Here is a 13,989-nt window from a genome sequence, read left to right on the forward strand (position 1 = left end):
GACCTTATTTCGCCGCCGCTTTGTCAGGTGAAGCACAGACCCGGTAAATTCCTGCAAAGTGCATTTGCGTGAAAGGCTGTTTTGACGCGGGCGTTTGGGCTATGCTATGCGGATCTGAATTACCACATCCATTGGCTACATTTGTAGCTGTATTGAACACAGGACCACTGGCTGCCATGCAAGAGCAATACCGCCCGGAAGAGATAGAATCAAAAGTCCAGCAACACTGGGACGAGAAGCGCACCTTTGAAGTAACCGAAGACGAGAGCAAAGAGAAGTATTACTGCCTGTCGATGCTTCCCTATCCTTCTGGTCGACTACACATGGGCCACGTGCGTAACTACACCATCGGAGACGTGATTGCGCGCTACCAGCGTATGCTGGGCAAAAACGTTCTTCAGCCTATCGGCTGGGATGCGTTCGGCCTGCCTGCTGAAGGCGCGGCGGTGAAAAACAACACGGCACCGGCTCCGTGGACGTACGACAACATTGCGTACATGAAAAACCAGCTGAAAATGCTGGGCTTTGGCTATGACTGGAGTCGCGAGCTGGCAACCTGTACCCCGGAATACTACCGCTGGGAGCAGAAATTCTTTACCGAGCTGTATAAAAAAGGCCTGGTGTACAAGAAGACCTCTGCCGTTAACTGGTGCCCGAATGACCAGACCGTTCTCGCGAACGAACAGGTTATCGATGGCTGCTGCTGGCGCTGCGACACCAAAGTAGAGCGTAAAGAGATCCCGCAGTGGTTTATCAAAATCACCGCCTACGCTGACGAACTGCTGAACGATCTGGATAATCTGGACCACTGGCCAGATACCGTTAAGACCATGCAGCGCAACTGGATCGGCCGTTCCGAAGGTGTGGAAATTACCTTCAACGTTGAGAACTACGACCAGACCCTGACCGTCTATACCACCCGTCCGGACACCTTCATGGGCGCGACCTACCTGGCCGTGGCCGCAGGTCACCCGCTGGCGCAGAAAGCGGCAGAAAACAATCCGGAACTGGCGACCTTCATCGACGAATGCCGCAATACTAAAGTGGCCGAAGCCGACATGGCGACGATGGAGAAAAAAGGCGTTGATACCGGCTTTAAAGCCATTCACCCGCTGACGGGCGAAGCGATCCCTGTCTGGGCAGCCAACTTCGTACTGATGGAATACGGCACAGGCGCCGTGATGGCCGTGCCGGGTCACGACCAGCGCGACTACGAATTTGCCACCAAATACGGCCTGACCATCAAGCCTGTTATTCTTGCTGCTGACGGCTCTGAGCCCGATCTCTCTGAGCAAGCGCTGACTGAAAAAGGCACCCTTTTTAACTCCGGTGAGTTCAGCGGCCTGAGCTTCGAAGAAGGCTTCAACGCCATCGCCGACAAGCTGGCCTCCCTGGGCGTGGGCGAGCGTAAAGTGAACTACCGTCTGCGCGACTGGGGCGTTTCCCGTCAGCGTTACTGGGGTGCGCCAATCCCAATGGTGACTCTGGAAGATGGCACCGTGATGCCAACGCCGGAAGATCAGCTGCCGGTGATCCTGCCGGAAGACGTGGTCATGGACGGCATCACCAGCCCGATCAAAGCCGATCCTGAGTGGGCGAAAACCACCGTCAACGGTCAGCCAGCGCTGCGTGAAACCGACACCTTCGACACCTTTATGGAATCCTCCTGGTACTATGCGCGCTACACCTGCCCGCAGTACAAAGAAGGCATGCTGGATTCCGATGCAGCAAACTACTGGCTGCCGGTAGACATCTACATCGGTGGCATTGAACACGCCATCATGCACCTGCTCTACTTCCGCTTCTTCCACAAACTGATGCGTGACGCAGGCCTCGTCAACTCCGACGAGCCGGCAAAACAGCTGCTGTGTCAGGGTATGGTGCTGGCAGATGCGTTCTACTACGTTGGCGCGAACGGCGAGCGTAACTGGGTTTCTCCGGTTGATGCGATTGTGGAGCGCGACGAGAAAGGCCGTATCGTGAAGGCGAAAGACGCCGAAGGTCATGAACTGGTGTATACCGGCATGAGCAAGATGTCCAAGTCGAAAAATAACGGTATCGACCCGCAGGTAATGGTTGAGCGTTACGGCGCTGACACCGTGCGTCTGTTCATGATGTTCGCCTCCCCGGCAGATATGACGCTGGAATGGCAGGAATCCGGCGTTGAAGGGGCAAACCGCTTCCTGAAACGCGTCTGGAAACTGGTGTACGAGCACACCTCTCAGGGTGATGCGCCAGCGCTGAACGTGGCTGCACTGAGCGAAGATCAGCAGGCGCTGCGTCGTGATGTTCATAAAACCATTGCGAAAGTCACCGATGATATTGGTCGTCGTCAGACCTTCAATACCGCAATTGCGGCTATTATGGAACTGATGAACAAGCTGGCGAAAGCCCCGCAGGACGGCGAGCAGGATCGCGCCTTAATGCGTGAAGCGCTGCTGGCGGTCGTTCGCATGCTTAACCCGTTCACGCCGCACGTTAGCTTCACCCTGTGGCAGGAGCTGAAAGGCGAAGGCGATATCGACAACGCGCCGTGGCCAGTGGCGGATGAATCCGCTATGGTGGAAAACACCACGCTGGTGGTGGTGCAGGTTAACGGTAAAGTGCGCGGTAAAATTACCGTCGCGGTCGACGCAACCGAAGAACAGGTTCGCGAGCGCGCAGGCCAGGAGCATCTGGTCGCGAAATACCTTGAGGGCGTTACCGTACGTAAAGTGATCTACGTACCTGGTAAACTGCTGAATCTGGTCGTTGGCTAAGCGCGGGAGGAAACGTGCGACAACTGGCAACAATACTCTTATCTCTGGCGGTGCTGGTCACCGCTGGCTGCGGCTGGCACCTGCGCAACACCACGGCAGTGCCTGCTCAGATGAAAACAATGATCTTCGACTCATCCGATCCGAACGGACCGCTGAGCCGGGCCATTCGTAACCAGCTGCGTTTGAACGATGTTGAGCTGATCGAGAAGGGAACCCTGCGTCAGGATGTTCCTTCGCTTCGCGTCCTGAAATCAACGCTGTCACAAGATACGGCCTCGATCTTCCAGGATGGGCGGACGGCGGAATATCAGATGGTGCTTACCGTTGATGCGGCCGTCTTGATGCCAGGTAAAGATATTTACCCTATCAATACCAAAGTCTACCGCTCGTTCTTCGATAACCCGCAGACGGCGCTGGCAAAAGACGCCGAACAGCAGATTATCATCAAAGAGATGTACGATAAGGCCGCGGAACAGCTGATCCGCAGACTGCCTGCCATTGCCGCGTCGACGAAAAAAGGCGCTGACGTCATCGAAACACCGGATGCCAGCACGCCGGATATGCCAACGTCTCTGGGTAACTGATGATCAGGTTGTATCCTGAACAACTCCGCGCGCAGCTCAACGAAGGGCTGCGCGCGGCCTATCTGCTACTCGGCAATGACCCCCTGTTACTTCAGGAAAGCCTTGATGCGGTTCGCCATGCGGCAGCCGCGCAGGGTTTCGATGAACATCATACGTTCCAGATCGATAACAGTACCGACTGGAACGCTATCTTCTCGCTTTGTCAGGCCATGAGCCTGTTTGCCTCTCGTCAGACAATCCAGATCCTGCTGCCGGAGAATGGTCCTAACGCTGCCATCAATGAACAGCTGGCTATGCTGGTGAGTTTGTTACACGGCGATCTTCTGCTTATCGTACGCGGCAACAAACTCACAAAAGCGCAGGAAAACGCGGCCTGGTTTACCCGGCTAGCCCCCAGTGCGGTGCTGGTCACCTGCCAGACGCCAGAGCAGGCGCATCTGCCAAAATGGGTTGCCGCGCGAGCAAAGCAGCACAATTTGCAGCTGGATGAGGCCGCCAGTCAGCTCCTGTGCTACTGCTACGAAGGCAACCTTCTGGCACTGGCGCAGGCGCTGGACAGGCTCGCCCTGCTGTGGCCCGATGGTAAGCTGACGCTGCCGCGCGTGGAACAGGCGGTGAATGATGCCGCGCACTTTACCCCCTTCCACTGGGTTGATGCGCTGCTGTCGGCGAAAAGTAAGCGTGCTCTGCACATCCTGCAACAGCTGCGCCTGGAAGGGAGTGAGCCGGTCATTCTGCTCCGTACGCTCCAGCGCGAATTACTGCTGCTGAACAACCTTAAACGCCAGTCAGCACACACGCCCCTGCGCGCCTTATTCGACAAACATCGCGTCTGGCAAAACCGTCGGGCGATGACCACGGAGGCGATAAACCGCCTGAGCCAGGAGCAGTTGCGTCAGGCAGTACAACTTCTGATGCGCGCCGAATTGACGTTAAAACAGGATTACGGCCAGTCTGTCTGGGCGGAGCTGGAGAGCCTCTCTTTGCTGCTCTGCCATAAGGCGCTGGCAGACGTATTTATCGATGGGTGATATGCATTCTTTACAGGCAATGTATGGCGGGACCTTCGACCCGGTACACTATGGGCATCTTAAGCCGGTAGAAATCCTCGCGAATTTGATTGGGTTGCAGCGGGTAATCATCATGCCCAACAATGTTCCGCCGCACCGTCCTCAGCCAGAAGCAACCAGCGAGCAGCGTAAAGCGATGCTCGCACTGGCTATCGCCGATAAGCCTCTCTTTACGCTGGATGAGCGTGAACTGCGCAGGGATACCCCTTCCTGGACATCGCAAACGCTGCGGGAGTGGCGCGCTGAGCAAGGGCCCATGAAACCGCTGGCGTTTATCATCGGCCAGGATTCCTTGCTCAACTTTCCCAGCTGGTACCAGTACGAAACCATTTTGGAAAACAGTCATCTGCTGGTCTGCCGCCGTCCGGGCTACCCGCTGACCATGCGCGACGCACAGCATCAGCAGTGGCTTGACGCGCATCTGACGGACAATATAGAAGACCTGCACAGTCTCCCCGCCGGGAAAATTTACCTCGCTGAAACGCCGTGGTTTGATATTTCCGCGACCCTCATCCGCGAACGTCTCCAGCAGGGTTTAGACTGTGACGATCTCCTCCCCTCGTCCGTGCTGGCCTATATCCATGCGCACGGTCTGTATCAGAAAAGTACAGATGCCTGAGCATCGCCGGCGAAATTGTTCGTTAATGATTATCCTGCCTTGACAGGCTAAGCCATACTGATATCCTCCGCTGCCAGACTTTCCCGCCGATCGCTGCTTTACAGAAATTGTTTTACAAAAATGGCGATGCAATATCAGGCGGAGGGTGGGATGATACCCGCCTTCAAAAGCCGGGCGGTGACATTTGTCCCGCGACTGGCGTCAGTTCAGGTATACTGACTGACCACGAATTCATAGTTGTACAATCTCATTCACCCAGGGGGAAAACTTGCAGGGTAAAGCACTCCAGGATTTTGTTATCGACAAAATTGATGACCTGAAAGGTCAGGACATCATCGCTATCGACGTTAAGGGTAAATCCAGCATCACCGACTGCATGATCATCTGCACCGGGACCTCAACTCGTCACGTTGTTTCGATTGCTGACCATGTTGTTCAGGAATCGCGCGCGGCAGGGCTGCTTCCGCTGGGCGTTGAAGGTGAAGCGACCGCTGACTGGGTGGTTGTCGATCTCGGCGATGTGATTGTCCACGTCATGCAGGAAGAGAGCCGTCGCCTGTATGAGCTGGAAAAACTCTGGGGTTAATGCGTGAAGTTGCAACTGGTCGCCGTCGGCACCAAAATGCCGGACTGGGTACAAACCGGTTTTACTGAGTATCTGCGTCGTTTCCCAAAAGATATGCCGTTCGAACTGGTGGAGATCCCAGCAGGAAAGCGCGGCAAGAACGCAGATATCAAACGTATTCTCGATAAAGAGGGAGAGCTGATGCTGGCTGCCGCAGGCAAAAACCGCATCGTGACCCTCGATATCCCGGGCAAACCCTGGGATACGCCGCAGCTGGCGCACGAACTGGAGCGCTGGAAGCAGGATGGTCGGGACGTCAGTCTGTTGATTGGCGGACCAGAGGGGTTATCTCCCGCCTGCAAAGCGGCAGCAGAACAAAGTTGGTCACTCTCGGCGCTGACGCTGCCCCACCCGCTTGTACGGGTTCTCGTGGCAGAAAGTTTGTATCGCGCATGGAGCATCACTACCAACCACCCTTATCACCGCGAGTAATGACTGACCAGGGTAATTTAAGCAGCGGATGAAACTACAGAATTCTTTTCGCGACTATACGGCTGAGTCCGCGCTGTTTGTGCGCCGGGCGCTGGTCGCCTTTACGGGGATTTTGCTGCTTACCGGCGTGCTGATCGCCAACCTCTATAATCTGCAAATTGTCCGCTATACCGATTACCAGACCCGCTCAAACGAAAACCGTATCAAGCTGGTGCCCATCGCGCCCAGCCGCGGTATTATCTACGATCGTAACGGCACGCCGCTGGCGCTTAATCGCACCATCTACCAGATAGAGATGATGCCCGAGAAAGTGGATAACGTGCAGGATACGCTGAACGCGCTGAGAAGCGTTGTCGACCTGACTGATGACGATATCGCTGCGTTCAAAAAAGAGCGCGCACGTTCTCACCGCTTCACCTCCATTCCGGTAAAAACCAACCTGACGGAAGTGCAGGTCGCCCGTTTTGCCGTTAACCAGTACCGTTTCCCCGGTGTGGAAGTCAAAGGCTATAAACGCCGCTACTATCCTTACGGCTCCGCGCTGACGCACGTCATTGGTTACGTCTCCAAAATCAACGATAAAGACGTCGAACGCCTTGATAAAGACGGCAAGCTGGCTAACTACGCCGCAACCCATGATATTGGCAAGCTGGGGATCGAACGTTATTACGAAGACGTGCTGCACGGTCAGACCGGGTATGAAGAGGTTGAAGTTAACAACCGTGGCCGCGTGATCCGTCAGCTGAAAGAGGTTCCCCCGCAGGCGGGGCATGACGTCTATCTGACGCTCGACCTGAAGCTACAGCAGTATATCGAGACGCTGCTGGCGGGTAGCCGTGCTGCGGTTATTGTGACCGACCCGCGTACCGGCGGCATTCTGGCGATGGTTTCGATGCCAAGCTACGATCCGAACCTGTTCGTGGATGGCATCTCCAGCAAGGATTACTCCGGCCTGCTCAACGATCCAAACACGCCGCTGGTGAATCGCGCGACGCAGGGGGTTTATCCTCCAGCTTCAACGGTTAAACCGTATGTCGCCGTGTCTGCGCTAAGCGCGGGCGTCATCACCCGCAATACCAGTCTGTTTGACCCCGGCTGGTGGCAGTTACCTGGCTCTGAGAAACGCTACCGCGACTGGAAAAAATGGGGCCACGGCCATCTGAACGTGACCAAATCACTGGAGGAGTCGGCGGATACCTTCTTCTATCAGGTCGCCTACGACATGGGTATTGATCGTCTGTCTGAATGGATGAGCAAATTCGGCTACGGGCATTACACCGGTATAGATTTGGCGGAAGAGCGTTCCGGCAACATGCCAACCCGCGAATGGAAGCTGAAGCGCTTTAAAAAACCCTGGTATCAGGGTGACACCATTCCGGTAGGGATCGGCCAGGGCTACTGGACGGCAACGCCGCTGCAAATGAACAAGGCGATGATGATCCTCATTAACGATGGCGTTGTGAAAGTGCCGCACCTGCTGCAAAGCACCGTTGAAGACGGCAAAAAAGTGCCGTGGATACAGCCGCACGAGCCGCCGGTGGGTGACATTCATTCCGGCTACTGGGAAATCGCGAAAGACGGCATGTACGGTGTAGCCAACCGTCCTAACGGGACGGCGCACAAATATTTCGCCGGCGCACCGTATGAGGTTGCCGCGAAATCAGGTACGGCTCAGGTCTTCGGTCTGAAAGCGAATGAAACTTATAACGCACATAAAATTGCCGAACGTCTGCGTGACCACAAGCTCATGACGGCGTTTGCCCCTTATGATAACCCGCAGGTTGCGGTGGCGATGATTCTTGAGAACGGCGGCGCAGGCCCGGCGGTGGGTACCATCATGCGTCAAATCCTCGACCACATCATGCTGGGTGACAACAACACCGAACTGCCAGCTGAAAACCCGGCAGCCGCTGCGGCGGAGGACCAATAATCATGACGGATAATCCGAATAAAAAATCGCTGTGGGACAAGATCCACATCGACCCTGCCATGCTGCTGATCCTGCTGGCTCTGCTGGTCTATAGCGCCCTCGTTATCTGGAGCGCCAGCGGCCAGGATATCGGCATGATGGAGCGTAAAATCGGCCAGATCGCCATGGGTCTGGTCATTATGGTGGTGATGGCGCAAATACCGCCGCGCGTGTACGAGGGCTGGGCGCCCTATCTCTATATTTTCTGTATCATTTTGTTGGTGGCAGTAGATGCTTTCGGCGCCATCTCAAAAGGGGCGCAACGCTGGCTGGATCTGGGGATTGTCCGCTTCCAGCCGTCGGAAATCGCCAAAATCGCCGTCCCGCTGATGGTGGCGCGCTTTATTAACCGCGACGTCTGCCCGCCGTCGTTGAAAAATACCGCCATTGCGCTGGTGCTGATTTTCCTGCCGACGCTGCTCGTGGCCGCACAGCCGGACCTCGGTACTTCAATTCTTATCGCCCTCTCCGGCCTGTTCGTCCTGTTCCTGTCCGGCCTGAGCTGGCGTCTGATTGGTATCGCCGTGGTGCTGGTTGCCGCGTTTATCCCCATCCTCTGGTTCTTCCTGATGCATGATTACCAGCGTCAGCGCGTTATGATGCTGCTCGATCCCGAGACCGATCCGCTGGGCGCAGGCTATCATATTATTCAGTCGAAGATTGCGATTGGCTCCGGAGGCCTGCGTGGTAAAGGCTGGCTGCACGGTACGCAGTCGCAGCTCGAATTTTTACCGGAACGCCACACCGACTTTATCTTTGCCGTTCTGGCTGAGGAGTTAGGGCTGGTTGGCATCCTGGTGCTGCTTGCACTCTACGTGCTGCTGATCATGCGAGGTTTGTGGATTGCCGCGCGCGCGCAAACCACCTTTGGTCGCGTGATGGCAGGCGGATTAATGTTGATTTTGTTCGTTTATGTCTTCGTAAATATTGGTATGGTGAGTGGTATTCTGCCGGTTGTTGGCGTACCGCTGCCGCTGGTGAGTTACGGGGGCTCGGCACTGATCGTGTTGATGGCCGGGTTTGGTATCGTCATGTCGATCCATACCCACAGGAAAATGTTGTCCAAAAGCGTATAAAAATAAGGGGATCGCAATGCGTAAGCAGTGGCTGGGGATCTGCATCGCAGCAAGTTTACTTGCCGCCTGTACAAGTGATGATGGTCAGCAACAGGCAACCGTCGCGCCGCCGCAGCCTGCGGTCTGTAATGGCCCGATTGTTGAGATTAGCGGTGCCGATCCCGTTTATGAACCGCTGAACGCCAGCGTGAATCAGGATTATCAGCGCGACGGTAAAAGCTATAAAATCGTTCAGGATCCTTCCCGTTTCAGCCAGGCTGGCTTTGCTGCCATCTATGATGCTGAGCCCGGCAGCAATCTGACCGCGTCGGGTGAAACCTTCGATCCGATGCAGATCACGGCGGCACACCCGACGTTGCCTGTCCCGAGCTATGCACGCATCACTAACCTGGCGAATGGCCGAATGATCGTGGTGCGTATCAACGATCGCGGTCCTTACGGCACCGATCGCGTGATCTCCCTGTCCCGCGCGGCGGCCGACCGTCTGAACACCTCAAACAATACTAAAGTGCGTATCGACCCGATTATCGTGGCGCAGGATGGTTCACTGTCTGGCCCGGGCACGGCCTGTACCACGGTCGCGAAACAGACCTATGCCCTGCCCGCTCGCCCGGATCTGAGCGGTGGTATGGGGGGCGCTTCAACGCCGGCAGAGCCCGCACAGCCGCAGGGTGAAGTGCGTGCTATCAGCAACGATACGCTGCAAAGTGAAGACGCGACCGGCGCCCCGGTGAAAAGCAGTGGTTTCCTTGGCGCACCCACCACGTTAGCGCCGGGCGTGATTGAATCAAATGAACCTGCCCCAGCGCCTGCGCCCGTCGCTGCTGCACCCGCTACACAACCCGCCCCGGTGACCGCGCCTGCTGCTACGCAGACTGCGGCGCCTGCGACGGCGAGCGGCAGCTACGTGGTTCAGGTTGGCGCCGTCAGCGATCGGACCCGTGCAGAGCAATATCAGCAGCGTTTAAGCAAGCAGTTTGGCGTGCCAGGCCGCGTTGAGCAAAACGGTGCGGTATGGCGTATCCAGATGGGTCCGTTTGCCAGCAAATCGCAGGCAGCGTCCCTGCAACAGCGTTTGCAGAGCGAGGCGCAGCTCCAGTCGTTTATCGCTGTTGCAAAATAATTATTCGGTGGTATCCGAAATGTCAGTTTGTGTAAAGCACGTTAACACTCTCATGATGAAAGTCGGATGCCTGCCCGTATAGCATTTGCTATAGTAAGGCACTTTTTTTAATTCCATCACGGATGTCGTAGTTCTGACCATGAAGACCACTTTTTCTGCTCGTTTTGTGCAGCGCATGGCGCTGACCACGGCCCTTTGCGCTGCTGCGTTCTCCGCAGCTCACGCGGACGACCTGAACATCAAGACCATGATCCCTGGCGTTCCGCAGATCGACGCGGAATCCTACATCCTGATTGATTACAACTCCGGCAAAGTTCTGGCAGAACAGAACGCCGATGCCCGCCGCGATCCGGCCAGCCTGACCAAAATGATGACCAGCTATGTTATCGGCCAGGCCATGAAAGCAGGCAAATTCAAAGAAACCGACCTGGTGACCATCGGTAACGATGCGTGGGCAACCGGCAACCCGGTGTTCAAAGGTTCATCGCTGATGTTCCTGAAGCCAGGCATGCAGGTTCCGGTCTCTCAGCTTATCCGTGGCATCAACTTGCAGTCCGGTAACGACGCCTGCGTGGCCATGGCCGATTTTGCAGCGGGCAGCCAGGACGCGTTTGTGGGCCTGATGAACAGCTACGTCTCCGCCCTGGGCCTGAAAAACAGCCACTTCCAGACCGTTCACGGCCTGGACGCCGAGGGTCAGTACAGCTCCGCGCGTGACATGGCGCTGATCGGTCAGGCGCTGATCCGCGATGTGCCAAACGAGTACTCTATCTACAAAGAGAAAGAGTTCACCTTCAACGGCATTCGTCAGACCAACCGTAACGGCCTGCTGTGGGACAACAGCCTGAACGTCGACGGCATCAAAACTGGCCACACCGATAAAGCCGGCTATAACCTGGTGGCCTCCGCCACTGAAGGCCAGATGCGTCTGATCTCTGCCGTGATGGGGGGGCGTACGTTTAAAGGCCGCGAAACGGAAAGCAAAAAGCTGCTGACCTGGGGCTTCCGCTTCTTCGAAACCGTGAACCCGCTGAAAGCTGGTAAAGAATTTGCCTCTGAACCTGTCTGGTTTGGCGATAACGATCGCGCTTCCCTGGGCGTGGACAAAGATCTCTATCTGACGATCCCACGCGGTCGTATGAAAGATCTGAAAGCCAGCTACGTGCTGAATACCACCGAGCTGCACGCCCCGCTGCAAAAGAATCAGGTCGTGGGTACGATTAACTTCCAGCTGGATGGCAAAACCATCGATCAGCGCCCGCTGGTGGTGCTGGAGGAAATTCCTGAAGGCAATTTCTTCGGCAAAATCATTGATTACATTAAGCTGATGTTCCATCACTGGTTTGGTTAAAAATTGAACACTTGAAAGTGTGATTTTGATCCCCATATACTACGTATCAGTAAAACTCCCGCCCCGTGGCGGGAGTTATTATTTTTTATACACACGCCGGAGCTGACATGAAAACCAAACTTAACGAACTGCTTGAATTCCCTACCTCTTTTACTTACAAAGTAATGGGTCTGGCGAAACCTGAGCTGGTTGATCAGGTGGTTGAAGTGGTACAGCGCCATGCGCCGGGTGACTACTCTCCATCAGTCAAACCGAGCAGCAAAGGTAACTACCACTCGGTCTCAATCACCATCACTGCGACACACATTGAGCAGGTTGAGACGCTGTACGAAGAGCTCGGCAATATCGAAATTGTTCGTATGGTGCTGTAGTCCCTCAGCGGTTACCCGGTTTGCCGGGTAACCCACTTCCCCGCTGTGATATACTCCCCGTTACCTATTCTCCCTTGTCTTCGGAGACGTCCTTTTGTACCAGGATAAAATTCTTGTCCGCCATCTTGGGCTACAGCCTTACGAGCCAGTCTCTCAGGCTATGCATGAATTTACCGATATGCGCGATGACACCACCCCTGATGAAATCTGGCTGGTTGAACACTTGCCGGTGTTTACTCAAGGCCAGGCAGGAAAAGCCGAACATTTATTGATGACGGGTGATATCCCGGTGATCCAGAGCGATCGCGGTGGACAGGTAACCTACCACGGCCCGGGCCAGCAGGTAATGTATGTCCTGCTTAACCTGAAACGCAGAAAGCTGGGCGTGCGTGAGCTCGTGACCTTACTGGAACAAACCGTGGTGAACACGCTCGCTGAGTACGGTATCGATGCTCACCCTCGCGCCGATGCCCCGGGCGTCTACGTGGGAGAGATGAAGATCTGTTCGCTGGGGCTGCGTATCCGTAAAGGCTGCTCGTTCCACGGGCTGGCGCTGAATATCAATATGGATCTGACCCCTTTCCAGCGCATCAACCCATGCGGGTATGCCGGTATGGAAATGACGCAAATGCGCCAGTGGGTCGATACCGCCACCCCTGAGAATATCCGCCCCGTGCTTCTGAAGAAGTTTTTAGCGCTGCTTAACAATCCTGACTACGAATATATTGCTGCTTAACACACTTCCGGCAGTGGTTCGGTTATTTGACCAGCCACTGCTTAATTGCCGCATTTACGCTTTACAATAAACCGCATATTCTATATTTTCGAGTCGCCCATATATTAGCGTCCCATATTAATTAGAACCTTAATAGTACCATCACCGGGTATCGTGTAACGTGCGTGATAATCACCCAACTGCTTGTTTTCGATAAACAAGGGAAACTTACGAAACACTTTACGAATCTCTGCAAGCATAATAAATAAATTCAACTATCATTCATATTGTGAATGGATACGGAGTAAGAGCGTGGAGCCTACTAATTTACCAGCCAAACGCCTGAATGAAACCAGCGGCGAAGATAAGCCGCAAATTTTCCGGACTTTACGTAATATTGATCTCAATTTATTGACTATTTTTGAGGCGGTATATGTCCACAAAGGTATCGTTAATGCTGCGAAAATTCTTAATCTCACGCCCTCTGCTATTAGCCAGTCAATTCAAAAATTGCGCGCGATATTTCCCGATCCCTTATTTATTCGTAAAGGCCAGGGCGTAACCCCCACCGCGTACGCCACCCATCTGCATGAGTACATCAGCCAGGATCTGGAATCGATTCTGGGCGCGCTGGATCTCACCGGCAGTTACGATAAGCAACGAACCATCACCATAGGCACCTCTCCCTCTGTGGGTGTTCTGGTCATGCCCGCTATTTACCAGGCTGTTAAACAGCATGCGCCACAGCTGCTGATCCGCAACGTGCCCGTTAACGATCCGGAAACTCAGCTGGCACAATTCCAGACGGACCTGATCATCGACAGCAACAGCTTCGCGGCCAGGGCATTAGGGCATAACGTTCTCTATACCGACTCTCTGGCGCTCGTATGTCGTCAGAGTCATCCTGCTTTGGGCGCAGCTTTGACGCCTGAAAATTTGCGTCATTACGAACATGCAACCTTTATGTCCGAGGGGCAGGGTCCGGATCCGCTGCGCCAGCGTATTGACGAACTGTTCCCGGACCGTCTGATCAGCTTCAGCAGTTACAATATGTTTACCCTTGCGGCCCTGATTGGCAGCAGCGATTTGCTCTGTATTATGCCTGTGCGTCTCTTCACTCTGCTTCAAAAGTGCTGGCCGCTGGAGAGCATTCCATTGAGTCAACTTACGACGGAATCTGTTGAAATCTCACTGCATTATAACAAGCTAAGCCTGCGCGATCCGGTGCTGGAAAACGTCATTAACGTGATCCGCCAGGCGTTCTGATCCCGCCTTTCAGCACAAGCCCCTGCCGC

At 54.9% G+C, this 13,989-nt stretch carries 13 protein-coding genes; all 13 read left to right on the forward strand.

Going from position 1 to position 13,989, the window contains the following annotated elements; all coding sequences use genetic code 11:
- The first annotated feature begins 176 nt into the window (after positions 1 to 176).
- Positions 177 to 2,759: a leucine--tRNA ligase gene (leuS, locus tag INF61_RS08190; RefSeq protein WP_015571136.1), complete on the forward strand. Its 2,583-nt coding sequence runs from the start codon at positions 177 to 179 to the stop codon at positions 2,757 to 2,759.
- Between the two features lie 14 nt (positions 2,760 to 2,773).
- Positions 2,774 to 3,343 carry an LPS assembly lipoprotein LptE gene (lptE, locus tag INF61_RS08195; RefSeq protein WP_006809628.1) on the forward strand — a complete coding sequence of 190 codons (570 nt, stop codon included), beginning with the start codon at positions 2,774 to 2,776 and terminating at the stop codon, positions 3,341 to 3,343.
- A complete protein-coding gene (gene holA, locus INF61_RS08200; protein WP_032671314.1) occupies positions 3,343 to 4,374 on the forward strand; it encodes a DNA polymerase III subunit delta in 1,032 nt (343 codons plus the stop codon). The genes lptE and holA overlap by 1 nt, the downstream gene beginning before the upstream one ends.
- Entirely contained in the window at positions 4,367 to 5,032 is a 666-nt protein-coding gene (gene nadD / locus INF61_RS08205; RefSeq protein WP_032103125.1) for a nicotinate-nucleotide adenylyltransferase, read from the forward strand. Before holA ends, nadD begins: the two co-directional genes overlap by 8 nt.
- A gap of 268 nt (positions 5,033 to 5,300) precedes the next feature.
- Positions 5,301 to 5,618: a ribosome silencing factor gene (gene rsfS / locus INF61_RS08210; RefSeq protein WP_003858696.1), complete on the forward strand. Its 318-nt coding sequence runs from the start codon at positions 5,301 to 5,303 to the stop codon at positions 5,616 to 5,618.
- A 3-nt stretch (positions 5,619 to 5,621) separates the two neighbouring features.
- Positions 5,622 to 6,089 (forward strand): 23S rRNA (pseudouridine(1915)-N(3))-methyltransferase RlmH, encoded by a 468-nt coding sequence (gene rlmH / locus INF61_RS08215; protein ID WP_003858701.1) that lies wholly within the window; start codon positions 5,622 to 5,624, stop codon positions 6,087 to 6,089.
- A 28-nt stretch (positions 6,090 to 6,117) separates the two neighbouring features.
- Positions 6,118 to 8,019, forward strand: a complete 1,902-nt coding sequence (gene mrdA, locus INF61_RS08220) for a peptidoglycan DD-transpeptidase MrdA (protein ID WP_193547680.1) — start codon at positions 6,118 to 6,120, stop codon at positions 8,017 to 8,019.
- Between the two features lie 2 nt (positions 8,020 to 8,021).
- Positions 8,022 to 9,134, forward strand: coding sequence for a peptidoglycan glycosyltransferase MrdB (gene mrdB / locus INF61_RS08225; protein ID WP_015571139.1), 1,113 nt, complete (start codon positions 8,022 to 8,024; stop codon positions 9,132 to 9,134).
- 16 nt (positions 9,135 to 9,150) lie between these two features.
- The gene (gene rlpA, locus INF61_RS08230) at positions 9,151 to 10,257 is read left to right on the forward strand and encodes an endolytic peptidoglycan transglycosylase RlpA (protein ID WP_023303295.1); all 1,107 of its coding nucleotides are present in this window, start codon (positions 9,151 to 9,153) and stop codon (positions 10,255 to 10,257) included.
- Positions 10,258 to 10,396: 139 nt separating this feature from the next.
- Positions 10,397 to 11,608: a D-alanyl-D-alanine carboxypeptidase DacA gene (dacA, locus tag INF61_RS08235; RefSeq protein WP_003858714.1), complete on the forward strand. Its 1,212-nt coding sequence runs from the start codon at positions 10,397 to 10,399 to the stop codon at positions 11,606 to 11,608.
- Positions 11,609 to 11,715: 107 nt separating this feature from the next.
- Positions 11,716 to 11,979 (forward strand): DUF493 family protein YbeD, encoded by a 264-nt coding sequence (gene ybeD, locus INF61_RS08240; protein WP_006177135.1) that lies wholly within the window; start codon positions 11,716 to 11,718, stop codon positions 11,977 to 11,979.
- Positions 11,980 to 12,073: 94 nt separating this feature from the next.
- Complete coding sequence (gene lipB, locus INF61_RS08245) at positions 12,074 to 12,715, forward strand: lipoyl(octanoyl) transferase LipB (protein WP_017694313.1); 642 nt, start codon at positions 12,074 to 12,076, stop codon at positions 12,713 to 12,715.
- A gap of 291 nt (positions 12,716 to 13,006) precedes the next feature.
- Entirely contained in the window at positions 13,007 to 13,960 is a 954-nt protein-coding gene (locus INF61_RS08250) for a YbeF family transcriptional regulator (RefSeq protein ID WP_193547681.1), read from the forward strand.
- Positions 13,961 to 13,989: the final 29 nt, after the last annotated feature.

The organism is Enterobacter cloacae complex sp. P18RS (assembly GCF_014982105.1).
Lineage (GTDB): Bacteria > Pseudomonadota > Gammaproteobacteria > Enterobacterales > Enterobacteriaceae > Enterobacter > Enterobacter hormaechei_C.